The organism is Microbacterium sp. NPDC096154, assembly GCF_040302945.1.
GTDB lineage: Bacteria > Actinomycetota > Actinomycetes > Actinomycetales > Microbacteriaceae > Microbacterium.
The window spans coordinates 1-22,110 of record NZ_JBEOSM010000007.1; the positions used below are offsets into that span (position 1 = coordinate 1).

The following is a 22,110-nucleotide window of genomic DNA, read 5'->3' on the forward strand; positions in this document are numbered from 1 at the left end:
GCAAAAAGAGTCGTTTGAGGTGATAGCAAAAACAAAAATATTTACATTAGATACGAGTGAACAAGAGATCCCTAAGTTTTGGTCACAATATTTTGCTGATGGTTTATTTAAACAAGTACCTGGAGCGCTAGGCATTTGCGAGGAAACAAAAACGGGACGTAATGAGTTTCGTTATGGAATTGGTTGCTTTTATGAACAAGATAGAGAGGTTCCTACAGGGTTTGAGATACTCACTGTTCCCGCTTATACCTGGGCAGTTTTCAAATGTGTGGGAAAAGTACCCTATGCGATTCAAGATACATGGGAACGTATTTATCGTGAGTGGCTACCACAATCAGACTACGAATTAGTCCCTGATTATGATTTTGAATATTATACCGATGGGGATACCGAAAGCGAAGATTATGTAAGCGAGATTTGGCTGCCTGTTCGAAAAAAATAAGATATAAGCTAAAGAGAGATTTAGGGCGCTAACAAAGGTTGCGCCCCTTTAATTTCTTATCCACTATTAAAATAAGTTTGGGTAGTAGCAACTTCATTTAGCTATTTATTATATACCTTCTGCAAATTTTCTAATTTCACTCTAATCTTTTGGCGTAAATGCATAGGTCGCAGTACCTCTGCTTCTCCTATTATCCTCATCACAAGCTGAATAGCTTGCTCCTCGCTATACATGTTGATATCTACAAGCCATTCTCTGCCTACCTGCTTTAGTTTTACAACCTCCCATTGATCAAGCATCTTGATATGATTTTCGGAGATTACAATCGTTACAATATATTGTTCTTCTAGACGCCGCTGTTGTTTAAAGCTGTTATTTTGTGTTTTCCAATACTGTTCAAGATGAAAATGAGTTGGGATACTGAATTCATCTCCTGTTACCTTGACACTCAGAATTCTCTCACACTTAAAAGAACGTACCTCCTCAGCTTGCTCACAATAAGCCACAACATACCAGTCCATTTGCTTCACAACAAGACCATAAGGAGAAATCACGCGAAAAGAACGCTCCCCATTAACTTTAGCGTATTCAATACTTATTTTTTGAGAACGTAAAACTACACTACGCAGTTGCCCTATGAAAGGGATTAACTTAGGTGGCTCCCACCAAGGGGTATCATCAAAATAAAACCTTTGTTTGATTTTGTTTATATCAGGCCTGTAAGTAGCTGGCAACTGCTTTTCAAGCTTCAAAAGGGTATTTTTCAGCTGTAAGTTTAATTCCGCTGATCTACCTGTGTAGATTCCCATTCCAGTCAAATACAATTGGAGCATCTCATCAATATGAAGTTCCCGGCAGCGATCCCGCCAGGCGCAGGCCGCCGAGCAGCGCCGCCGCCTCCCGGGCCGTGAGGCGAGGGGAGCGCTCCAGCCCGACCGCCTGCGTGATCTCGATGATCCCCTGCTCGTCCAGCAGGTCCCAGTTGATGTCGAACAGGTCATCCGGCATCTGCTCGGGTCGGCCGATCACGGTGAGCTTCTCCACCATGCTGCGCATCTGCGCGGGCGTGACGTCGAAGTCGCGCGCGGCGTCCTCCAGCGACACCTCGCCTCGCTCCACCAGGTAGGGAACCAGCGTGAGGTACAGCGACACGCGGTCGGGCGTGAGCAGGCGGTTCACACGGCGCTCCCTTCGTCGAGGTGCGCGTGCCGGGCCGCGCGCAGCCGGCCGATGACCGCGTCGCGCAGGGCGGCCGGTTCGACCACGCGCACCTCCGGCCCGTATGACGCCAGCTCGTCGGCGAAGATGTGGAGGTCGACATACGGGACCCGGATGCCCTGCGCGGCCGGGACGCCTCGCCGCGTGAGTCGCAGCGCCCCCTCGCTGCCGGGAGTCACCTCCAGCAGCGCCTGGTTGCGCGCGGCGACCTCCTGCAGTCCTCGTGTGGCGCGCTCGCCCGCGCCCTCGCGCAGCTCCGGGTCGAAGCGCTCGCGCTGCGGCACGACCTCCCCCACGATGCGCGACAGCAGGAACAGGCGCTCGCCATCGGCGTCGACGTCGTGTGCCGAGACGTGCCAGCGCCCCTCGTAGTCGATCAGCGCCAGCGGGCGCACCGTGCGCCGTCGCGCGTGCTCCTCGCCCGGCTTGAGATAGTCGAAGGCCACCACGCGGCACGCCTCGATCGCATCGCGCAGCGTCGCGAACGAGGGCTCGCGCGCCGTCATCCGCGGGGCGAAGCCGATGATCGGCTCGTCGACCTCGATACCGAGCGCGCGGATCTTTCGCAGCCCGCTGTGCGCGTCCTTCGACATCGAGCCCTCGCTCCACACCGAGCCGGCCAACGCGAGGATGGCGACCTCGGCCGGTGTGAACGTGATGTCGGACGGCAGGTCGTATTCCGCCTTCGGGATGCGATAGCGGGCCTCGCGCAAGTCATTCGGATCCGCGCTGTCCCCGATCGTCTCGATCGGCACGCCGAGGTCGCGCAGGTCGTCCTTGTCGCGCTCGAACATCTTCTCGAGCGCATCGGCTTTGGCTCCCGCGCGCTGACGGTAGCCCGAGACCGTCTCGAGGATCTGCTGCTTGGTCAGCCCGAACTCCGTGGCCATGAGGGCCACGATCAGATTCAGCTGGCGCTCTTCCGCCTGGATCCTCTCGGCCACCACGCCATCCTAGGCCGTGGCCGGCGCCTCGCGGGGCGGCGTCGGACTACTGCGCCGGGGCCTGGGCGGCCGGCACGGTGCCCAGGATGTCGATCACGAACACCAGCGTCGAGTTCGCCGGGATCGAGCCCTGCGCCTGGTCGCCGTAGCCCTGGTCCGGCGGGATGACCACCATCACCTGCGAGCCGACCGTCTGCCCCTCGAGCGCCTGCGCGAAGCCCGGCACGACCTGATCGGCCGAGAGGACGGCCGGAGTGCCCGGTGCGCCCGCGTCACCCTCCCAGGTCGAGTCGAACACCTCGCGCTCGTCCCACGTGACGCCCGTGTACTGCAGCACCACCTGGTCGTCGGGAGCGAGCACGGCCCCGTCGCCCTTGATCAGCGTCTGCACCACGACCTCGTCGGGCGCCGTCGCGTTCGGGACGATGATGCCCGGAGTGCCGTCGGGGGCGCGCACCACCGTGGGAAGCCCCAGCCCGTCGTTGAACTGCAGCTGACCCGATGCGGCGCGCGGCAGCACCTTGCGCACATCGACCACGGCGATGAGCGACCCCTCGGCGGGCAGACCGGCCTGGGCGTAGTACGCGCGGGTCTCCTCCGTGACGCCGTCCTGCGAGATCGCGACGGCGATGCGCGACCCCTCGGTCGCGCACAGGAGGGCGTCCTCGAGCGCGGGGAACTGGTCGGTCCAGCCGCGCAGCGAGCCGACGCTCGAGACATCCCCGCTGTAGGCGGTGCCGAGCAGGGTCTGACCCGTCTGCCCGTCGTAGAGCGTGATGTCCAGCACACCGGGCTGACCGAGGTCGGTGATCGCCGGTCCCTCTCCCCGCGCGACATCCGCGTGCTCGTCGCTCTTCGCGACGAAGGGCGTGCGCACGTCGACCGACGGCGCTTCGTCCAGAGCGCCGGAGACGTCGATCTGCGACATCACGTCGGGGTCGCTGTCAGCGACGCGCTCGCACGTCGCGCCGGCGGTACCGGCGGGCGCGCAGCCCACGAGGCCCAGGCCCGCGAGGGCGACGATCGACAGGACGGCCGAAGTTCTCCGCATGCGGTTCAGTCTATGCGTCCGCGCCGGGTGCCCCCGACGCGTCGGAGGCCCCCTCCACGTCCTCGTCGACCTCTCGCCCGGCGGCGATGCGGGCGCCGCGGGCGCCCTTCTGGGCCTCGCGGATGCGCTTGCGCAGGTTCTTGTCGGTGATCTCGCGGTCGCCCACGGCGCCGGGCGTCCACAGCTCGACGTCCTCGTCCGAGAAGCTCTTCTTCGACGCACGACGCTTGACCTCGGGAGGCACCACGCCGGGCGCGAGTCGGCGCGCCGAGATCAGGAAGCCGGTGTGAGCGACCATGCGGTGATCCGGCCGCACGGCCAGGCCCTCGACGTGCCAGCCGCGCACCATGGTCTCGTTCGCCTCGGGGTCGGTGAAGCCGCCCGTGCCGCGGATGTACTCCGCCACGCGAGACAGCTGGGTCGCCGTCGCGACGTAGCAGATCACCACGCCGCCGGGCGCAAGCGCATCGGCCACGGCGTCCATGACCTCCCACGGCGCGAGCATGTCGAGCACGACGCGGTCGACCGATCCCGGCGCGACCGCCAGCGGCAGCTCCTCCGCCAGATCGCCCTCCACGACCTGCCAGGTGTCGGGCGTCTCGCCGAAGAACGTCTCGACGTTCGCCTTCGCCACCTCGGCGAACTCGCCGCGCCGCTCGAACGAGATCAGCCGGCCCTCGCGGCCGATTGCCCGCAGCAGCGACAGCGAGAGGGCGCCGGAGCCGACTCCCGCTTCGACCACGACGGCGCCCGGGAAGATGTCGGCCTGCGCGACGATGGCCGCTGCGTCCTTGGGGTAGACGATCGCGGCGCCACGGGGCATCGACATCACGAAGTCGCGCAGCAGCGGGCGCAGGGCTAGGTACTCGTGACCCGAGCTGTTCGCGAACACCGAGCCGTCGGGGTGGCCGATGAGCTGCTCGTGCTTCAGCACACCGTGGTGGGTATGCAGCTCGCCGCCCTCGCGCAGCGTGATCGTGTGCATGCGCGCCTTGGGGCCCGTCAGCTGCACGCGGTCGCCGTACCGGAACGGGCCGCGGGGTCGCGGGAAGTCGCTCACGCCTGGACCTCCTGCACACGGCCGCTCGTCGGGTTCGCGCTCATCCGGATCTCCCGGTGCAGCCGGGCCATGTCCGCAGTCGTGCGATCCGCCAGCGTGGGCCACAGCGCATGTGCGCCCAGGCCCTCCAGGGGCAGGATGTTCGGCACGCCGAGGGCGACCGCGCCCGATGCGATCGCCGAGCGCAGGCCGTTCGGCGAGTCCTCGACGGCGACCGCATCGGCGATGTCGATCCCGAGCGCCTCGGCCGCCTGGAGGTACGGGTCGGGGAAGGGCTTGGGGCGGCGCGCGTCATCACCCGCGACGACGACGTCGAACGCCTCGAAGCCGATCAGCTCGACGATCGCCAGCGCCATGTGGCGATACGACATGGTCACGAGGCCCGTCTTCACCCCGGCCGCACGCAGGTCGCGCAGCAGCTCGATCGCACCGGGCCGGAACGGCACGCCCTTCTCGGCGCACATCGCGACGACCCTGTCCGAGAGCGTCGCGATGATCTCGTCGACGCTCAGGCGCACGCCTGCCTCCTGCAGGATGCGCGCCGACTGCTCGAGACTCAGACCCACCAGCTGCAGGGCGTCCTCGTGCGTCCACGTGCCGCCGTACTCCTCGACCAGCGGGGCCTCCGCGGCGATCCAGTACGGCTCGGTGTCGACGAGCGTGCCGTCCATGTCCCAGAGGACGGCGGCGGGGCGCGGGGCGCTCTCGGCGGAGGGGACGGGATGCGGTGAAGTCACCGAGACAGCCTAGCCGTCACGCCCTCGGCGAACCCTGGCCGCGATCTCCGCGCGCGCCGCCACCGTTGCGCCCCGGGCGCCTATCCTGAGACGAAGCTCCGTCGGGCGGGAGGCGCGGCGGACGGAGAGGAGCCGAGTGGAGCACGAGGCCGACACGACGGGCGCGACGCCCCCCGAGCCGCTCAGCCTGGGGCGCAGGATCGTCGTCGCCGCGTTCGACGGGTGGAACGACGCGGGCGAGGCCGCGACGAGCGCCGTGAACCTGCTGCTTGCGCACGGCGAGTACGAGAGGGTCGCGAGCGTCGACCCCGAGCTGTACTTCGACTATCAGTACACGCGACCCACCGTCGAGACCGACAGCGAAGGGCGCCGACGCCTGCGCTGGCCCGAGGCGACGCTGCACCGGCCGGTGCGGCGCACGGGCGGCACCGAGTTCTGGGTGCTGACGGGCGTGGAGCCCGCCCGCGCTTGGCAGGCGTTCGCCGCCGAGTTCATCGACGCGGCGCTGCGGGAGGACGTCACAGGGTTCGTGACGCTCGGATCGATGATGGCGGATGTGCCGCACACGCGGCCGATCTCGATCTTCGCGGGGAGCGACAACGACTCGCTGCGCGCGTCGCTCGGGCTGGAGCGCAGCGGCTACGAGGGCCCCGTGGGAGTGCTCAGCGTGCTGGGCGACGCCGCCGAGGCCGCCGGCATCCCCTCGGCCAGCCTGTGGGCGAGTGTGCCGCACTACGTCGCGGGCCACACGCCGTCGCCCAAGGCGACGCTCGCACTGCTCGACCGCCTCGAGGAGCTCGCCGCCGCCGACGTGCCCCGCGGCACCCTCGCCGCGGAGGCGGCCACATGGGAGGCGACGATCGACGCGGCCGCCGCCGAGGACGACGAGATGCGCGAGTACATCCAGCAGCTCGAGCAGGCGCGTGACACCTGGGACTCGCCCGAGGCCTCCGGCGACGCCATCGCCCAGGCGTTCGAGAGCTACCTGCGCCGCAGCGACGGCCGCGGGCGCGACGACCGCCCCGGTCGCTGAGGCTGGTCGCTGATGCGCGGGTCCCCGAACGGACGACCTCAGTACGCGGCGAGCACTCCCGTGGCCAGCAGCACGATCAGCATGCCGCCGAGCGCGACCCGGTAGATCACGAACGGCAGGAAGCTGCCGGTCTTCAGGTAGCGCATCAGGTAGGCGATCACGACCCATCCGACGACGAACGCCACGATCGTGGCCACGGCCGTCTCCAGGAGGCCGTATGGCCCCGTGGCCGGCTCGGTGACCGCGTGCAGCAGCTCGTAGAGGCCGCTGCCGAACACGGCCGGAACCGCGAGCAGGAACGCGTACTCGGCCGCCGCGGTGCGGTTGTACCCCAGCAGGCGGGCGGCGGTCGTCGTGGCCCCCGAGCGAGAGACGCCCGGCACGAGGGCGAGCGCCTGCGCGAACCCCATGGCCACGCCGCTCGGATACGTGATGTCGTCGAGGTCTCGCTCGCGACGGCCGTATCGATCGGCCACGCCCAGGATGATGCCGAATACGATCAGCACGATCGCGACGAGCCACAGGTTGCGGAAGACATCGCGGATCACGTCCTGGAACAGGAAGCCCAGCGCGCCGATGGGCAGGGTGCCGATGATGACCAGCCAGCCCATGCGGGCATCCGGGTCGCTGTGCGGCACCTTGCCCGCGAGCGACTGCGCCCACCGCGCGATGATGCGCGTGATCCGCTTCCAGAAGTAGACCAGCACGGCGGCCTCGGTGCCGATCTGCGTGATCGCCGTGAAGGTCGCCCCCGGATCGGTCGCCGACGGCAGGAACTCTCCGAGGATGCGGATGTGGGCGCTCGACGAGATGGGCAGGAACTCGGTGAGGCCCTGCACGAGGCCGAGGATGATCGCTTCGATGAACGGCACGAGAGTCGACTCTAGGTCACGCCCGCTGGACGGGCCGTCCGACTCCCGCAGGATCAGTCTTCCGGATGATCCGGTCAGTACGAGCGGATGAGGTCCGTCAGCACGCGCACCCCGAAGTCGAGGGCATCCAGCGGCACGCGCTCGTCGACCCCATGGAACATGCCCGTGAAGTCGAGCCCGGCGGGCAGCTTCAGCGGCGCGAAGCCGTAGCCGTCGATGCCGAGCGTTGCGAGCGCCTTGTTGTCCGTGCCCGCGCCCAGCAGGTAGGGCAGCACGGGCACCCCGGGGTCATGGCGGTCGAGAGCCCCGACCATCGCGTCGACGAGCGCGCCCTCGAACGGGATCTCGAGCCCGATGTCGCGATGGAACATCCGGATCTCGATGTCGTCGCCGACGATCCGCTGCACCTCGGCGAGCACGGCGTCCTCGGCCCCTGGGAGCACGCGGATGTCGACGGTCGCCGAGGCGGCATCCGGGATCACGTTGTGCTTGTACCCGGCGGTCAGACCGGTGGGATTCGTGATGGTGCGGAACGTCGAGGCGACGAACGCGGCCGCCGGGCCCGTGCAGGCCGCCAGCTCGTCGGGATGCGCGGCCGGGTCGAGGCCCGCGACCTCGGCGATGCCGGCGAGGAGGCGTTCCGTGGTGGCGGTCATCTCGACGGGCCAGTCGGTCGAGCCGAGGCGGGCGACTGCGGCCGCGAGGCGCGTCACGGCGTTGTCGGGATGCACCCGGCTGCCGTGTCCCGCACGGCCCCGCGCCACCAGCGTCACCCACATCAGGGCCTTCTCGCCCACCTGGAGCAGGTAGGCGCTGCGGTCTCCCACGGGGATCGAGTATCCGCCGACCTCGCTGATCGCCTCCGTCGCCCCTGCGAACCACTCCGGGCGGTCGCGCACGACCAGCTGCGATCCCTCGACGCCCCCGTTCTCCTCGTCGGCGAAGAACGCCAGCACGAGGTCGCGCTCGGGCTGCTCGCCGGCGCGGAGCATCCCGCCGACCGCGGCAAGGATCATCGCGTCCATGTCCTTCATGTCGACCGCGCCGCGTCCCCACAGCATGGCGTCGCGGATGACGCCGCCGAACGGGTCGACCGACCAGTCGTCGGCGACCGCGGGCACGACGTCCAGGTGCCCGTGCAGCACGAGCGCCGGCTTCGACGCATCGCGACCGGGGACGCGCGCCATCACGTTGGTGCGACCCGCGATCGGCTCGTAGTACTGCGGTGCGAGCCCGAGGCTCTCCAGGTGCGCCCCGACGTATTCTGCGGCCTGCCGCTCGCCGTTCGATCGGCCGCCGCCCCAGTTCGTGGTGTCCATCCGGATCAGATCACGCGCGATCCGCGCGACCTCGGGCAGTTCCGTCTCCGGCAGCGCGTTCGTCGACATGGGCTCCACCGTAGCCCGGAACGACGAAGGCCCCGGATCTCTCCGGGGCCTTCTACTGTGCGCGAGGGGGGACTTGAACCCCCACGCCCTATACGGGCACTAGCACCTCAAGCTAGCGCGTCTACCTATTCCGCCACCCGCGCAACTGGGTGACCGGTCCTGAGACCGGCGCTCGATCGCTTTCGCGACCGAAGAGAGACATTACCACGGTCGGCACGGCGCGCCGAATCGCCAGCGTCTTCCTCGCATCCCGCGCGTGTCTGCGCGGCCACATCGGACTCAGGCGACCGATACCCCGAACGCCAGGCCGAGCAGGTACGTGACGGCCGCGGCCCCCAGCCCGATGCCGAGCTGGCGCAGCGCCCGCTTGAGCGGGGACGCCCCCGACAACAGGCCGACCGTCGCCCCCGTGCCGAGAAGTGCCAGTCCCACCAGCACCAGCGCCAGGATCACGGCCGCGACGCCGGACAGCCCGAACAGCCACGGCAGAACCGGGATGATCGCGCCGCTCGCGAAGAACAGGAAGCTCGACGCGGCCGCACGCCAGGCACCGCCCACGACCTCGCCGATGTCGGTCGCTCCCGTACGAGTGGGCACCCGCCCACCCGTGTGCGCCTCCGCGATCACCCGGCGGGCGCGCTCGACCGCCTCGTCGTGTCCCATGCCGCGCGCGCGGTAGACGAGCGCGAGCTCGTTCGAGTCGATGTCGAGATCCGGCAGCGTCCGACCGCCGAAGGCCGTCGGCTCGGTCGCCTCGAGAAGCTCGCGCTGCGACCGCACCGAGACGAACTCCCCCGCCCCCATCGACAGCGCCCCGGCGAGGAGGCCCGCGATGCCGCTGAAGAGCACGAACTGCGGCGCGACGCCCGTCGCCCCGATGCCGAGGACCAGGGCGAGGTTGGAGACGAGCCCGTCGTTCGCCCCGAACACCGCCGCGCGGAACGTCCCCGACAGGCGCCGCCGCCCGCGCGCGGCCAGGCCGCGCACGACCTCGTGGTGCACCTTCTCATCGGCGCGCATCGCGGGCGTCGCGAAGCGCTCGCCGTCGTAGGGCGAGCGCGCCTCCGCGTTCTGCGCGAGCGCGAGCACGAACAGGGTGCCGAAGCGGCCCGCCATCGCGCCGAGCATGCGGGTGCGCAGACTGGCGCGCGGCATCCGCTCGGGCTCACCCCCCAGCAGGCCCAGCCAGTGCGCCTCGTGGCGCCCCTCCGCGGCGGCGAGCTGCTCGAGGATCTCGCGCGTCTCGCCCTCCTTCGACGCGGCGAGCCTGTGGTACACGTTCGCCTCCGCGCGCTCGTCGGCGAGGTACTGGGCCCAACGGCGGCGATCGACGTGGTCGGCGGGTGAGGGCGCGCTCAAGGGACCTCCTGAGAGGGACGGGATGGGATGCCCTCCACGCTACCGAGCCGGGGCTCCGCTCCCCGCGCGGGGCGCGGGATTGACAGGTTTTCGGACCCCCGAACCGAGCGCGCGGCGCAGTCCGCGCTCCCCCGCACGCATCACGCGCCCGTGCGCGAGCGCGAAGACGGGACGCAGCACCGGGCTGAGCACGCGCATCCAGCGCTTTCGCACCGCGACATCCCAGCGGAAGCGGATCTCGGTGCCGCGGTCGCAGGAGCGGATGTCGACGCCGCCGTCGCCGGCGAGGTCGCCTTCGCTGCGGGCCGCGAGCGTCCGCGCTGCGCCGACCTGAGTCAGCCGCAGGTCGCACCGCAGGGTGTAGCCGAGCGGGGCGCGCACCTCGATCCGCACCCGCTCGCCGGGCGCGAGCCGGACGGCCGGCGTGACGATCGTCATCCCGGGCCACCAGGGCGGTGACGCCCCGGTGATCGAGCGCTCGAGCTCGCCCCAGCACCGCGCCGGCGCGGCGTCGAGCACCCACCGCGTGCGGAACGAGTACTCGGCGGATCTGCGGCGAGCCCGGGCGGCCCGCATCACGAGCGCACGCGCTTGCGCAGCAGGTCGATGCGCGCCTGCAGCTGCGCGACGGTGGCCTTCGCGACCTCGGGACCCCCGCAGCGGCGCCGCAGCTCGGCGTGGATCACCCCGTGCGGCTCACCCGTCTGGCGCGCGTAGACGCCGACCAGGCTGTTGAGAAGCTGGCGCTGCTCCTTGAGGGTGCGGTGCAGCGGCGCGGGAAGCGTCGAGACCGGCTCGACCCCGTCGGCCTCCCGGGCCTCACGCACCTGACGGTGCCGCGACTGGTGCGCGACCCGCTGCATCAGCAGCTCGTGCACATGCTCGGGCTCGAGCAGGCCGGGCAAGCCGATGAACTCCTGCTCCTCGTCGGTCCCAGGCACCGCGAGCTGGCCGAACTCCTTGCCGTCGAACACGACGCGGTCGAAGTGCGCGACCGAGCCGAGCGCCTCGAACGATCCCTCCTCGGTGAGGGCGTCGGATGCCTTGTCCTCGCGCTCCGCGGCTTCGAGCAGCGAGTCGTCGAGCCCGTCCTCGTCCTTCTCGAGCCGGTCCAGCACATGATCGCGCTGGCGCTCCATCTCGTTGGCGAGCGACATCAGCACGGGCACGTGCGGCAGGAACACGCTCGCCGCCTCGCCCCTGCGCCGGGCCCGTACGAAGCGCCCGATCGCCTGCGCGAAGAACAGCGGCGTCGACGACGAGGTCGCGTAGACGCCGACCGCGAGGCGCGGCACGTCGACGCCCTCCGACACCATGCGCACGGCGACCATCCAGCGGTCCGCTCCCTCGGAGAAGCGCTCGATCCGCTGCGACGCCTCCGCGTCGTCGGACAGCACGATGGTCGCCCTCTGCCCTGTGATCGAGTGGAGGAGCTTCGCGTACGCGCGCGCCGCGGTCTGATCGGTCGCGAGCACCAGCCCGCCGGCATCGGGCACGTGCTGCCGGATCTCCGTGAGCCGCTGGTCGGCCGAGCGCAGCACGGCCTGCATCCACTCGCCCTGGGGATCGAGAGCGGTGCGCCAGGCCTGCGAGGTGATGTCCTTGATGTTGTCCTGGCCGAGGTGCGCCTCGAGCTCGTCGCCGGCCCGCGTGCGCCACTTCATGTGGCCCGAGTAGACGTGGAACAGCACGGGGCGCACGACGCCGTCGGCCAGGGCCCGGCCGTAGCCGTACGCGTAGTCGGTGACAGACGTGCGCAGTCCCTGCGCGTCGGGCGCGTACTCGACGAACGGGATGGGGGCATCGTCGCTGCGGAACGGCGTGCCGCTGAGCAGCAGACGACGCTTCGCCGGTCCGTACGCCTCGCGCAGCGCGTCACCCCAGCTCAGCGCCTCGCCGCCGTGATGCACCTCGTCGAGGATCACGAGCGTGCGGCCGCCCTCGGTGAGCGAGCGGTGGACAGATGCCTTGACCGCGACCTGAGCGTAGGTCACGACCACGCCGTGATACTGACGCGAGAACGTGGTGTGGCTGTTGCGGAAGTACGGATCGAGCCGGATGTGCGCGCGAGCCGCGGCGTCGGCCCACTGCGTCTTGAGGTGCTCGGTCGGTGCGACGACGATGATCCGGTCGACCTCGCGCGTGCGCAGCAGCTCCCCCGCGAGCGTCAGGGCGAACGTCGTCTTGCCGGCGCCCGGCGTGGCGGCCACCAGGAAGTCGCGCTTGTCCGCCTCGAAGTACGCCTCGAGGGCCTCCTGCTGCCAGGCGCGCAGCTTGCCCGCGGTGCCCCACGGAGCTCTCTGCGGGTAGGACGGTGACAGCATGGGACAACAACGATAACCGGACGCCGCCGACATTCGTCCGGGAGCCGCCGAACACTCCGCCGCGCGGGGGATCCGTCCGGCCCGGCGCTCGGAGTAGTCTGCTGACGCCCATCCCGGCTCACCGGCCCATCCCCGTCCCCGGGCCGTCTCCGATTCCCAGGGAGGTCTCCATGTCCCTCGACGCATCGATGCCCGTCCACATCGCCCCCGGCACCTCCGTGCGCACCCCGTTCGTGGCGAACGAGGGTCCGCACCCGTGGCGCCGCTTCGTCGCGCTCGGCGACTCGTTCACGGAGGGCATCGGCGATCCCGAGCCCGGTTCTCCCGGCGGACACCGGGGCTGGGCCGACCGCGTCGCCGAGGTGCTCGGCGGCCAGGTCGGCGACTTCGCGTACGCCAACCTCGCCGTGCGCGGCCGGCTGATCGGCCAGATCATCGACGAGCAGATCGAGCCGGCGCTCGCCCTCAAGCCCGACCTCGTGACGTTCTGCGCGGGCGGCAACGACGTGATCCGCCCCGGTGGCGACCCGGACGAGGTGGCCGTCATGTTCGAGTCCGCGGTCGAACGGCTCGGCAGCGAGGGCGCCACGGTGGTGGTCTTCACCGGCATCGACACCTCGTTCACGCCGGTGTTCCGTCCCCTGCGCGGGCGGGTCGCGATCTACAACGAGAACATCCGCGCGATCGCCGACAAGTACGACTGCATCGTCGCCGACCAGTGGGCGCTGAAGACGGTCCAGGACCGGCGGTTCTTCGACGACGACCGCCTGCACATGAACGCGCTCGGCCACCACGAGGTCGCCCGGATGGTGCTGCGCGCCCTCAACGTCGAGAACGATCTGCTGCCCATGCGGCCCGATCCCCTGCCGCAGTCGACCTGGCGCGCGGCGCGCGTGAACGACCTGGTGTGGGCTCGCGCGCACCTGGTGCCCTGGGTGCTGCGGCGCCTGCGTCACCAGTCGTCGGGCGACAACATCACCGCCAAGCGCCCCGAGCCGACGCCGATCCGCGCTCTCGATCTTCCGGACTGAACCGGCTCCCCGTCAGCGGGCGCCGCCCTGGCCGCGACTCACCGCCCACAGCGCGACCGCGCTCGCCGACGCCACGTTGAGCGAGTCGACGCCGCCGGCCATCGGGATGGTCACGACGCTGTCCGCTGCGGCCAGCGCACGCCGCGACAGCCCGTCTCCCTCCGCGCCCATCAGCAGGGCCACACGCTCAGGCGGCGCCGCCGCGAAGTCGTCGAGCGACACCGCGTCCTCGGCCAGCGCCAGGGCGGCGATATGGAACCCCGCGGCGTGCAGCTGGACACGCGCGCCGTCGTCGCCCTGCCACTCGGGCAGGCGCGTCCAGGGCACCTGGAACACGGTGCCCATGCTGACGCGCACGCTGCGCCGGTAGAGCGGGTCGGCACAGCGCGGTGTCACGAGCACGGCGTCGGCGCCGAGCCCCGCCGCTGCGCGGAACGCCGCCCCGACGTTCGTGTGATCGACGATGTCCTCCAGGATGACCGCCAGCCGGGCGCCCGCGAGCACATCGGCCACGCCGCGCACGGGAGGGCGGTGCATCGATGCCAGCACGCCGCGGTGCACCGCATACCCCGTGAGCGCTTCGGCCGTCTGCGCGGGCACCACGTACACCGGCACATCCGGCTCGTCCGCCAGGATCTCCGCCAGCTCGCCGAGCCATCGCTCCTGCGTGAGCACCGCGCGCGGGCGGTGACCGGCCGCCAGCGCGCGCGAGAGCACCTTCGACGACTCGGCCATGTAGAGACCGCCCTCAGGCTCGAGCACGCGGCGCAGCGCGACATCCGTCAGGTCTCGGAAGTCGGCGAGCCGTGGGTCCGCCGGATCGGCGATGTGCAGCATCCTCATCCCACCAGCATCCCGCACGCCACGGCGCCGCCTGCCGCTCCGCCGCCCGCGCGCGCGGCGACGCCATAGACTCGGCTCCGTGCCTCTCGTGCCCGACCTCGACGACGCCACGGCGGCGGACCTCGGCCGCGCGGTCGAAGCCCTCGCGGGCCGGCGGGTCGCCGTGCTCACGGGCGCGGGCGTGTCGACGGACTCGGGCATCCCCGACTACCGCGGCAAGGGCGCGCCGCGCCGCTCCCCCATGACGGCCCAGACGTTCCTGACCGACGAGGGCGCGCGGCGCCGCTACTGGGTCGGCTCTCACCTGGGATGGCGCGCCTTCTCGGCCGCCTCGCCCAACGCGGGCCACGCGGCGCTGGCTTCACTGGAGCGGGAGGGCATCGTCAGCGGCGTCATCACGCAGAACGTCGACGGACTGCATCTGCGGGCCGGGAGCCACCGCGTCGTGGAGCTGCACGGCACGATGCGCCGCGTGTTCTGCACGCACTGCGGGCAGGTGTTCGACCGTCGGGACATCGCCCAGCGTCTCGAGAGCGACAACCCGTGGATCACGGTCCCCGAGAACGTCAAGCTCGGCCCGGATGGCGACGTGCTGCCCGAGTCGGCCGTCGACTTCGTGATCCCGGCGTGCACGGTGTGCGGCGGCATGCTGAAGCCGGATGTGGTGTTCTTCGGCGAGTTCATCCCCGCCGAGAAGTTCCGGGAGGCCGAGCAGCTGCTGCACAGCAGCGAAGCTCTCCTCATCGCGGGCTCCTCGCTCGTGGTCAACTCCGGCATCCGCTTCGTGGAGCGCGCGCGCCGCCGCCGCCTCCCCGTGGTCATCGTGAACCGGGGCGAGACGCGTGCCGACGCGCGCGTGACCGTGAAGATCGACGCCGGCACCAGCGAGGTGCTGCAGGAGCTGGCGCGCGCTCTGCCCGCGTCCCGCTGATCCGCCGCCCACCGCCCTCGCTGCGGCCCGCGCGACGTAGGCTCGGACGGTGACCCTTCTCGCGCTCGTCCGCCACGGCCAGACCGATTGGAACGCCGAGCGGCGCATTCAGGGCCGCACCGACATCCCCCTGAACGACACCGGGCGCGCGCAGGCGCTCATCGCCGCCGACGCCCTGCGCGACGGCTCGTGGACGCACATCGCCTCCAGCCCGCTGCAGCGGGCACGGGAGACGGCCGAGATCATCGCCGAGGCCCTGGGGCTCGAAGCCCCCTCCACGCACGCGGGCCTCGTCGAGCGCGATTACGGCGTCGGCGAGGGAACGCTCGTGTCCGACTTCCTCGAGCGGTTCGGCACGGGCCCCGTGCCGGGCGGCGAGTCCGCCGAGCACCTCGCCGAGCGGGCGCTGCAGGCCCTCGGTGCCGTGGCCGACGACGCACCGGGCGAGGCGACCATCGTCGTGGCGCACGGCGGGGTCATCCGGGCGCTCCTGGGCATCGCCACCGACGGGGCCCTCCCGCGCCCGGGCGAGCGCATCGAGAACGCCTCCGTCACCGTGTTCCGCCTGACCGAGGAGGGGCTCGCACTCGAGAGCGCGTCTCTGGACACGCCCGTGCTCACCCCCTCCGACCGCGAGGCGTCCGGGGCCTGACCCCGGACGGATGACCCATGGTGCGCCTGCGCCGCACATCACCCGATCAGCCCGGCTGGACGCGCCGCGGCGCGGGCCGCGGCTTCGCCTACCTGGACGAGCACGGTCAGCGGCTGCCGCCCGAGGCGGTCGAGCGCGTCCGGTCTCTGGCGATCCCGCCTGCGTGGCGCGATGTGTGGATCACGCCGTTCCCGAACGGTCACCTGCAGGCCGTCGGCACCGACGCCGCCGGGCGGCGTCAGTACCTGTACCACCCCGATTGGCGCACGAGACGTGACGCGGCGAAGTTCGACCGCGTGCTCGACTTCGGGCGCGCCCTCGGGGCCGCGCGCTCCCGCGTGCTGGCCGACCTGACGCGTGACGGCATGCCGCGGGAGCGCGCGTGCGCGCTCGCGGTGCGGCTGCTCGACCTCGGCTGCTTCCGCATCGGCAACGACGTCTATGCCGACGCGAACGGCAGCTTCGGCCTCACCACGCTGCGCCGCGACCACGTCACCCGGCGGGGACGCACGCTCGTCTTCGCCTTCACGGGCAAGTCGGGCGTGGACCACCGCATCGAGATCGAGGACGAGCCGGTCACCGCGGCGGTCGAGACGCTGCGCCGCCGGCGCGACGACGCCGTCACGCTGCTCGCGTGCCGCGACGGCTCTTGGCGCACGCTGAGCTCGGCCATGGTCAACGAGTACGTGCGCGAGATCACCGGCATGGACGCGACCGCGAAGGACTTCCGCACGTGGCACGCCACGGTGCTCGCGGCGGCGGAGATCGCCGCGGGAGCCGACGAGCTCGAGCGCTCGGGGCGCGGAGGCGTCACCCGCAGACGCCGCATCGTGACCGAGGCGATGCGCGAGGTCGCCGACTTCCTCGGCAACACCCCCACGCTCGCACGCACGTCGTACGTCGATCCCCGCGTGATCTCGGCCTTCGAAGAGGGCCGCACCATCGGCACCGTCGTGAGGCGCTCGTACGACAGCCCCGACGAACGCCAGCTGGCTCTCGAACGCGCCACGATCCGGCTCATCCGGGAGCAGGACGACAGCTGAGCGGATCGCGAATCCGCAGCTCGGCGCGAACAGGCCACCCCGCGCACTCGATCCCATAACGACTGAGCAGGATGCGCAATACCGCCGCCGCGATCCTGCTAATGTCTCGCACTATGGCTTCCCTGGATCACGTCGACCTCGAGCTGCTCGCCGCCCTGAGCGAGGACCCGCGAGCCACGGTCGTGGCGCTCGCAGAGCGGCTGCGCCTCTCGCGCAACACGGTTCAGGCGCGCATGGCGCGACTCGACAAGGCCGGCGTCTTCCGTTCGTTCGAGCGCTCGATCTCGACGGCCGCGCTGGGGTTCCCGCTCGAGGCGTTCCTCGCGATCGGTGTGCGCCAGGTCGACCTCCCCCGCATCACGAGCGAGCTGGCGGCGGTGCCCGAGGTCGTGCAGGTGCACGGCATGTCGGGGCAGACGGACCTGCTCGCACTCGTCGCCTGCCGCGACGCGCGGCACCTGTTCGATGTGGACGCGCGCATCCTGGGCATCGAGGGCGTGGAGCGCACCGAGACCTCCCTCGTGATGAGCGAGGCTGTTCCCTATCGCGTCAACGGGCTCATGCAGCTCGCCCGCCGCGAGCCCTGACGCGCCGTCACGGCAGCCAGTCGCGGATGGCGGCGGCGGCCTCCGCGGGCTTCTCGTAGTGGATGAGGTGGCCCACGTCCGCGATCTCGACGAGCGCCGCGTCGGCGAATCGCTTCGCCAGCACCCGCTCGGCCTCGATCGGCGTGATGTCGTCGCGGTCGGCCGCGATCAGCAGCGTGGGCACCGTGATCCGCTCGGCGTATTCGCTGACATCGTGCGACACGCTCGTGACGAAGGCGTCATGCAGCACGTCGCGGTCCGCGAACAGGGAGAAGTACCGGTGGTGCTGATCGTGGATGAAGGCGCGCAGCCCGCGATCGCGCGTCTTGGCCATCGCCTCCGACATGACGCGGACCACGATGGGGTTGCGCAGAAGCCACGTGCCGATCGCGCGAGGCAGGCGGGCCCCTGCCCAGTAGTAGAAGATCGCCAGGCGGGTCAGAACGCCGCGGGGGCCTTCCAGAGCCGGCGCGCCGATCGGGTTCACCAGGATGAGCCGCGGTGTCGCCAGTCCGCGCGCGACGGCCGCCGACGACACGATCGAGCCGAACGAATGGCCGAGCACGATCGCGCCCGGCGCGACCGTCGCGGCGAACGCGTCGAGCCAGTCTGCGTAGGTCGCGATGTCGTGCCGCCGTCCAGTCAACGGCGGCGTCTCGCCGAACCCCGGCAGGTCCGGCATGATCACGCGCACGCCGGGCAGGAACGCCACCACGGGCTCGAGTCCGTGATGCTCGCCGCGGAAGCCGTGCACGGCCAGGATGGTCGTGCCGGCGTCGGCCGGCCCGTAGACCCAGTACACCGTCGGTCCCCCCAGCACCTCCGCCTCTCGGCGCTCGATCGCGATGGCGTCGAGCCGGGGGGCGTAGGGCGAGGCGACGGGCACGGTTCGAGTCTACGTACCCGCCCCTTTGCGCCACCTCGGCGCCTCGCCGGTGTGGCGACCGGCCGATGTCGGCGCGGCGCCCTACCGTGTGGTGGTATGACGAGGTCGTGGCCGAATCCGCCCCCGCTGTTCGAGCTGGACGAGCTCGACCACCCGGGCGAGACGACCACCTGGTTCCCGCGTGACGAGGCGCCGACCCACCCGCCGGACGAGGAGGTGCTCTTCAGCGAGACCTCCGTCACGGATGTGACGGTCGTGACCGGCACCGCGATCGTGCACGAGACCGTCGTCGAGCAGACCACCGTCCGGGCGCTGCCCGAGCGGTGGACCAGCCGCGTGGGGGTGTTCGACCTCGAGACCACGGGCGTCGACGTCGTCGAGGACCGCATCGTCACCGCCTACGTCGGTCTCCTGGACTCCTCGGGAGCGATCGTGCATGAGGAGCACTGGCTCGCAGATCCGGGCATCGACATCCCTGAGGGAGCCACGGAGGTGCACGGCATCACGACGGCACACGCACGCGCGGAAGGGCGCCCTGCCTGCGAGGTGATCGCCGAGGTGACGGCGGCGCTGCGCACGCTGCTCTCCGCGGGCATCCCGGTCGTCGCCTACAACGCCGCCTACGACTTCTCGCTGCTGAAGAACGAGTGCGCGCGTCATGGGATCGAGGGCATCGAATCGCCCGCGCCCGTCATCGACCCTCTGGTGATCGACAAGTCGTGCGACCGGTTCCGCAAGGGCAAGCGCACGCTCGATGTCGTCGCGGCCCACTACGCCGTGCCGCTCGAGTCGGCGCACGAGGCGTCCGCCGACGCCATCGCGGCCGGTCGGGTCGCCTTGGCGCTCGCCGAGCGCTACGCCGACCGCCTGCCGGACGACCCGCTCGAGCTGCACACTCAGCAGATCGACTGGGCGCGCGAGCAGGCCGAGAGCCTCACCGAGCACTTCATCCGCATCGGCCGTCTCGAGCCGTCCGAGGCGCTCGACGGCAGCTGGCCGGTCCGCTGACGTATCCTCCTGCCATGCCGGATGACGCGTGGGAGCGGCTGCGCCGCCGATACCCGTTGCAGGGCATCGGCGGAGGCGTGGACGCGGTCTGGAGACCTTCCGCGCATGACGCCGACATGGAGGCGGCGTCGCTCAGGATCATCCCCGTCCCCGCTCCCACTCCGGACAGGGGGCCGGGCGTCGTGGACTTCGAGAACGGCACCATCGAGATCGCACTGGACGAGTCGCCCTGACGGGCCATCCTGACGGGCCGGGCTGACGTCCCCAGACGCGCAAAAGGCCCCGCCGAAGCGGGGCCTTTGCGCGAGAGCGAAGGTCGCGAGAACCTGGTGGCTTACTTGGCGCCGAAGTTCTTGAAGCGCTGGTTGAACTTCTCGACGCGGCCGGCCGAGTCCATGATGCGCTGCTTGCCCGTGTAGAACGGGTGCGACGCCGACGAGATCTCGACATCGATGACCGGGTACTCGACGCCATCGAGCTCGATGGTCTTCTCGCTGGTCACGGTCGAACGGGTGAGGAAGGTCTCGCCCGAACCGAGGTCGCGGAACACGACCGCCTTGTACTCGGGGTGGATGTCAGTCTTCATGGGGTTCCTTGCCAAGAGGTTTCGAAAGTCTTCCGGTGCTTGGGCACCAGCGAACAACTCTACCAGAGATTCCCTCGCAGACACTCAGGCGGCGCGGGCCGCGTAGCGGCCGCCGTCCTCGGTCAGCACGATGGGCAGTCCGAACGCGTCCGAGAGGTTCTCGGCGGTCAGCGTCTCCGCGATCGGGCCGGCCGCCACCGCGACGCCGTCCCTCAGCAGCAGCACATGGGTGAAGCCCTCGGGGATCTCCTCCACGTGGTGCGTCACCATCACGAGCGCCGGCGTGACGGGCGACTTCGCATACTCGCCGAGCAGGCCCACGATGACCTCGCGCGAGCCGAGGTCCAGACTCGCCGTGGGCTCGTCGAGCAGCAGCAGCTCGGGGTCGGTCATGATGGCGCGGGCGATCTGCACGCGCTTCTGCTCACCCTCGCTGAGCGTGCCGAAGGTGCGATCGGCGAGGTGATCCAGCCGCCACTCCTGCAGGACGCGCAGCGCGCGGCGCTCGTCGATGTTCTCGTACTGCTCGTTCCAGCGCCCGAGCACCGAGTAGGCCGCGGTGAGCACCGCGTCGAGCACGGTCTCGTCGGCGGGGATGCGCTTTGCGAGGGCCGCTGACGCGAAGCCGATGCGCGGGCGCAGCTCGAACACGTCGGTCCGCCCGAGTCGCTCGTCCAGGATGTCCACGGAACCGGACGTGGGGTGGATCAGCGTGTCGGCGAGCTGAAGCAGCGTCGTCTTCCCCGCACCGTTGGGCCCCAGGATCACCCAGCGCTCGTCGTCGTTCACCGTCCACGTGAGTCCATCCACGATGTTCCGGCCTTCTCGGCGGACAACGACGTCATCGAAGGAGAGCACAGAAGGCATGCCATCAGCCTACCGAGTCGGATCGGGCGTCCTGGCCTGACGCGCGGTGCCGTCGCCGGCATCCCCCCTGCGCCAGGCCGATCGGCGTGTGCCGCTACGCTCGGGAGACGTGACCGCTCGTCTCCTCGTCGTGCTCGATGCCGATTCCACGCTCATCCGCAACGAGGTGATCGAGCTCATCGCCGACGAAGCCGGCCGCGGAGCCGAGGTCGCGGCCGCGACCGAGGCCGCCATGCGAGGCGAGGTCGACTTCGCGCAGAGCCTGCGCTCGCGGGTGCGGGAGCTCTCGGGCGTGCCCGTCGCGGCATTCGCACGTGTGCGTGCCCGGATCGAGCCGACCCCCGGCGTGACCGCGCTCATCGATGCCGTGCACGAGCGGGGCGGCCTGGTGGCTGTGGTGTCGGGCGGGTTCCACGAGATCCTCGACGACCTCGCCCCCCGCCTCGGGGTCGACCTGTGGCGGGCCAACCGCCTGGTCGCCGCCGACGGCGTGCTGACCGGCGCGGTCGACGGCCCCATCGTCGACGCGGCGGCCAAGCGCGACTGGCTGATCCGCTGGGCCGGCGAGCACGGCGTGCCGTCGGCGCGCACCATCGCGATCGGCGACGGCGCGAACGACCTGCTCATGCTCGAGGCTGCGGGGCTGGGCCTGGCGTTCAACGCCAAGCCCGCCGTGCGCGCTGCCGCGCCCCTCGTGATCGGACCCGTCGACCTGAGCCAGGTCATCCCCCTGCTGCCGTGACCGACATCACGCTCGATGCCGCGCCGGGCGACGCCGAGGAGGCGATCGCGGTGATGCACGCCGCCTTCGCGCAGTACTCCGCAGGCCATCCGTCCGGTGCGCTGCTCGAGACCGCCGCATCGCTGCGATCCGAGATGCGCGAGGGCCAGGGACTCGCGGTCGTGCGACGCGACGGCAGGATGGTCGCCGTGGCGAAGCACCGCGTCGCCGGCGACCGCGTGTACTTCGGCCGCCTCGGTGTGCTCCCCTCGTCGCGGGGGCTGGGGCTGGCCAGCGCGCTGGTGCGCGCGCTGCGGGCGCATGCGCTCGATCTCGGCCTCTCGGGGCTCGAGTGCAGCGTGCGCGCGGACGAGCCGGGCAACATCGCACTGTACGAGCACCTGGGGATGCGCGTCGTCCGGTCCGAGGAGCGAGCGAGCCTGACTGGGCGGATGACTCCCGTCGTGGTGATGCGCGACCCGGGCTGAGCCGGCGTCTATCGCGATGTCCGTGGCCGGCCGTAGCCT

26 protein-coding genes and 1 tRNA gene are annotated in these 22,110 nt (G+C 69.9%); 11 read left to right on the forward strand and 16 right to left on the reverse strand.

What is annotated here, in order from left to right; genetic code table 11:
• The coding region (locus ABTW64_RS10570) for a GyrI-like domain-containing protein (protein WP_350622135.1) at positions 1-442 on the forward strand (442 nt) is incomplete at its 5' end.
• Positions 443-543: 101 nt separating this feature from the next.
• Here the strand turns inward: ABTW64_RS10570 and ABTW64_RS10575 are convergent.
• From ABTW64_RS10575 to ABTW64_RS10600, 6 genes are read right to left on the reverse strand one after another with little or no spacing between them, the layout of a single operon-like run.
• On the reverse strand, positions 544-1,275 hold the full coding sequence (locus tag ABTW64_RS10575) for a helix-turn-helix transcriptional regulator (protein WP_350622137.1): 732 nt from the start codon (positions 1,273-1,275) through the stop codon (positions 544-546).
• 4 nt (positions 1,276-1,279) lie between these two features.
• The gene (locus ABTW64_RS10580) at positions 1,280-1,621 is read right to left on the reverse strand and encodes a FeoC-like transcriptional regulator (RefSeq protein ID WP_350622139.1); all 342 of its coding nucleotides are present in this window, start codon (positions 1,619-1,621) and stop codon (positions 1,280-1,282) included.
• Positions 1,618-2,604 carry a helix-turn-helix transcriptional regulator gene (locus ABTW64_RS10585; RefSeq protein ID WP_350622141.1) on the reverse strand — a complete coding sequence of 329 codons (987 nt, stop codon included), beginning with the start codon at positions 2,602-2,604 and terminating at the stop codon, positions 1,618-1,620. Before ABTW64_RS10585 ends, ABTW64_RS10580 begins: the two co-directional genes overlap by 4 nt.
• Positions 2,605-2,650: 46 nt before the next feature.
• The gene (locus tag ABTW64_RS10590) at positions 2,651-3,655 is read right to left on the reverse strand and encodes an FKBP-type peptidyl-prolyl cis-trans isomerase (protein ID WP_350622143.1); all 1,005 of its coding nucleotides are present in this window, start codon (positions 3,653-3,655) and stop codon (positions 2,651-2,653) included.
• Between the two features lie 10 nt (positions 3,656-3,665).
• Positions 3,666-4,715: a tRNA (adenine-N1)-methyltransferase gene (locus ABTW64_RS10595; RefSeq protein ID WP_350622145.1), complete on the reverse strand. Its 1,050-nt coding sequence runs from the start codon at positions 4,713-4,715 to the stop codon at positions 3,666-3,668.
• Positions 4,712-5,452 (reverse strand): HAD family hydrolase, encoded by a 741-nt coding sequence (locus ABTW64_RS10600; RefSeq protein WP_350622147.1) that lies wholly within the window; start codon positions 5,450-5,452, stop codon positions 4,712-4,714. The genes ABTW64_RS10595 and ABTW64_RS10600 overlap by 4 nt, the downstream gene beginning before the upstream one ends.
• 136 nt (positions 5,453-5,588) lie before the next feature.
• On the opposite strand from ABTW64_RS10600, the gene ABTW64_RS10605 reads away from it, so the two are divergent.
• Entirely contained in the window at positions 5,589-6,485 is an 897-nt protein-coding gene (locus ABTW64_RS10605) for a PAC2 family protein (protein WP_350622149.1), read from the forward strand.
• A gap of 38 nt (positions 6,486-6,523) precedes the next feature.
• Here ABTW64_RS10605 and ABTW64_RS10610 read toward each other — a convergent pair whose 3' ends face one another.
• The 6 genes from ABTW64_RS10610 to ABTW64_RS10635 form a co-directional block, all read right to left on the reverse strand.
• Positions 6,524-7,357 carry an undecaprenyl-diphosphate phosphatase gene (locus ABTW64_RS10610; RefSeq protein ID WP_350622151.1) on the reverse strand — a complete coding sequence of 278 codons (834 nt, stop codon included), beginning with the start codon at positions 7,355-7,357 and terminating at the stop codon, positions 6,524-6,526.
• 74 nt (positions 7,358-7,431) lie between these two features.
• Positions 7,432-8,745: a M20/M25/M40 family metallo-hydrolase gene (locus tag ABTW64_RS10615; RefSeq protein ID WP_350622153.1), complete on the reverse strand. Its 1,314-nt coding sequence runs from the start codon at positions 8,743-8,745 to the stop codon at positions 7,432-7,434.
• A 58-nt stretch (positions 8,746-8,803) separates the two neighbouring features.
• A tRNA-Leu gene (locus ABTW64_RS10620) sits at positions 8,804-8,888 on the reverse strand.
• Between the two features lie 136 nt (positions 8,889-9,024).
• On the reverse strand, positions 9,025-10,104 hold the full coding sequence (locus tag ABTW64_RS10625; protein ID WP_350622155.1) for a VIT1/CCC1 transporter family protein: 1,080 nt from the start codon (positions 10,102-10,104) through the stop codon (positions 9,025-9,027).
• 39 nt (positions 10,105-10,143) lie between these two features.
• Entirely contained in the window at positions 10,144-10,683 is a 540-nt protein-coding gene (locus ABTW64_RS10630) for an SRPBCC family protein (RefSeq protein ID WP_350622157.1), read from the reverse strand.
• Positions 10,680-12,428: a DEAD/DEAH box helicase gene (locus ABTW64_RS10635; RefSeq protein ID WP_350622159.1), complete on the reverse strand. Its 1,749-nt coding sequence runs from the start codon at positions 12,426-12,428 to the stop codon at positions 10,680-10,682. The genes ABTW64_RS10630 and ABTW64_RS10635 overlap by 4 nt, the downstream gene beginning before the upstream one ends.
• A 188-nt stretch (positions 12,429-12,616) precedes the next feature.
• Between ABTW64_RS10635 and ABTW64_RS10640 the strand changes: the two genes are divergently transcribed.
• Complete coding sequence (locus tag ABTW64_RS10640) at positions 12,617-13,459, forward strand: SGNH/GDSL hydrolase family protein (RefSeq protein WP_502892331.1); 843 nt, start codon at positions 12,617-12,619, stop codon at positions 13,457-13,459.
• Positions 13,460-13,471: 12 nt separating this feature from the next.
• Here ABTW64_RS10640 and ABTW64_RS10645 read toward each other — a convergent pair whose 3' ends face one another.
• Positions 13,472-14,302, reverse strand: coding sequence for a TrmH family RNA methyltransferase (locus ABTW64_RS10645; protein WP_350622163.1), 831 nt, complete (start codon positions 14,300-14,302; stop codon positions 13,472-13,474).
• Positions 14,303-14,381: 79 nt separating this feature from the next.
• On the opposite strand from ABTW64_RS10645, the gene ABTW64_RS10650 reads away from it, so the two are divergent.
• The 4 genes from ABTW64_RS10650 (at position 14,382) to ABTW64_RS10665 (ending at position 17,515) form a co-directional block, all read left to right on the forward strand.
• Positions 14,382-15,233: a Sir2 family NAD-dependent protein deacetylase gene (locus ABTW64_RS10650; RefSeq protein ID WP_350622165.1), complete on the forward strand. Its 852-nt coding sequence runs from the start codon at positions 14,382-14,384 to the stop codon at positions 15,231-15,233.
• 49 nt (positions 15,234-15,282) lie between these two features.
• The gene (locus ABTW64_RS10655) at positions 15,283-15,885 is read left to right on the forward strand and encodes a histidine phosphatase family protein (RefSeq protein ID WP_350622167.1); all 603 of its coding nucleotides are present in this window, start codon (positions 15,283-15,285) and stop codon (positions 15,883-15,885) included.
• Positions 15,886-15,902: 17 nt separating this feature from the next.
• A complete protein-coding gene (locus tag ABTW64_RS10660; RefSeq protein ID WP_350622169.1) occupies positions 15,903-16,928 on the forward strand; it encodes a DNA topoisomerase IB in 1,026 nt (341 codons plus the stop codon).
• A gap of 113 nt (positions 16,929-17,041) precedes the next feature.
• Positions 17,042-17,515, forward strand: a complete 474-nt coding sequence (locus tag ABTW64_RS10665) for an Lrp/AsnC family transcriptional regulator (RefSeq protein ID WP_350622171.1) — start codon at positions 17,042-17,044, stop codon at positions 17,513-17,515.
• A 7-nt stretch (positions 17,516-17,522) separates the two neighbouring features.
• On the opposite strand, the gene ABTW64_RS10670 is transcribed toward ABTW64_RS10665, so the two are convergent.
• Positions 17,523-18,401: an alpha/beta fold hydrolase gene (locus ABTW64_RS10670; protein WP_350622172.1), complete on the reverse strand. Its 879-nt coding sequence runs from the start codon at positions 18,399-18,401 to the stop codon at positions 17,523-17,525.
• A gap of 312 nt (positions 18,402-18,713) precedes the next feature.
• On the opposite strand from ABTW64_RS10670, the gene ABTW64_RS10675 reads away from it, so the two are divergent.
• Positions 18,714-19,409, forward strand: coding sequence for a 3'-5' exonuclease (locus ABTW64_RS10675; protein ID WP_502892332.1), 696 nt, complete (start codon positions 18,714-18,716; stop codon positions 19,407-19,409).
• Between the two features lie 14 nt (positions 19,410-19,423).
• Positions 19,424-19,642 carry a hypothetical protein gene (locus ABTW64_RS10680; protein ID WP_350622174.1) on the forward strand — a complete coding sequence of 73 codons (219 nt, stop codon included), beginning with the start codon at positions 19,424-19,426 and terminating at the stop codon, positions 19,640-19,642.
• 101 nt (positions 19,643-19,743) lie between these two features.
• On the opposite strand, the gene ABTW64_RS10685 is transcribed toward ABTW64_RS10680, so the two are convergent.
• Both ABTW64_RS10685 and ABTW64_RS10690 read right to left on the reverse strand, forming a co-directional pair.
• Complete coding sequence (locus ABTW64_RS10685; protein ID WP_350622176.1) at positions 19,744-19,995, reverse strand: type B 50S ribosomal protein L31; 252 nt, start codon at positions 19,993-19,995, stop codon at positions 19,744-19,746.
• 84 nt (positions 19,996-20,079) lie between these two features.
• On the reverse strand, positions 20,080-20,862 hold the full coding sequence (locus ABTW64_RS10690) for an ABC transporter ATP-binding protein (RefSeq protein ID WP_350622178.1): 783 nt from the start codon (positions 20,860-20,862) through the stop codon (positions 20,080-20,082).
• A gap of 109 nt (positions 20,863-20,971) precedes the next feature.
• Between ABTW64_RS10690 and serB the strand changes: the two genes are divergently transcribed.
• Positions 20,972-21,604: a phosphoserine phosphatase SerB gene (gene serB / locus ABTW64_RS10695; RefSeq protein ID WP_350622180.1), complete on the forward strand. Its 633-nt coding sequence runs from the start codon at positions 20,972-20,974 to the stop codon at positions 21,602-21,604.
• Complete coding sequence (locus tag ABTW64_RS10700; protein ID WP_350622182.1) at positions 21,601-22,071, forward strand: GNAT family N-acetyltransferase; 471 nt, start codon at positions 21,601-21,603, stop codon at positions 22,069-22,071. Before serB ends, ABTW64_RS10700 begins: the two co-directional genes overlap by 4 nt.
• The last annotated feature ends 39 nt before the right edge of the window (positions 22,072-22,110 follow it).

Coding starts and splice junctions, on each gene's coding strand:
- ABTW64_RS10575 (WP_350622137.1), bottom strand. CDS start 1,275: ATGCTCCAATTGTATTTGACTGGAATGGGAATCTACACAGGTAGATCA.
- ABTW64_RS10590 (WP_350622143.1), bottom strand. CDS start 3,655: ATGCGGAGAACTTCGGCCGTCCTGTCGATCGTCGCCCTCGCGGGCCTG.
- ABTW64_RS10615 (WP_350622153.1), bottom strand. CDS start 8,745: ATGTCGACGAACGCGCTGCCGGAGACGGAACTGCCCGAGGTCGCGCGG.
- ABTW64_RS10635 (WP_350622159.1), bottom strand. CDS start 12,428: ATGCTGTCACCGTCCTACCCGCAGAGAGCTCCGTGGGGCACCGCGGGC.
- ABTW64_RS10640 (WP_502892331.1), top strand. CDS start 12,617: ATGCCCGTCCACATCGCCCCCGGCACCTCCGTGCGCACCCCGTTCGTG.
- ABTW64_RS10645 (WP_350622163.1), bottom strand. CDS start 14,302: ATGAGGATGCTGCACATCGCCGATCCGGCGGACCCACGGCTCGCCGAC.
- ABTW64_RS10660 (WP_350622169.1), top strand. CDS start 15,903: ATGGTGCGCCTGCGCCGCACATCACCCGATCAGCCCGGCTGGACGCGC.
- ABTW64_RS10665 (WP_350622171.1), top strand. CDS start 17,042: ATGGCTTCCCTGGATCACGTCGACCTCGAGCTGCTCGCCGCCCTGAGC.
- ABTW64_RS10680 (WP_350622174.1), top strand. CDS start 19,424: ATGCCGGATGACGCGTGGGAGCGGCTGCGCCGCCGATACCCGTTGCAG.
- ABTW64_RS10685 (WP_350622176.1), bottom strand. CDS start 19,995: ATGAAGACTGACATCCACCCCGAGTACAAGGCGGTCGTGTTCCGCGAC.
- ABTW64_RS10690 (WP_350622178.1), bottom strand. CDS start 20,862: ATGCCTTCTGTGCTCTCCTTCGATGACGTCGTTGTCCGCCGAGAAGGC.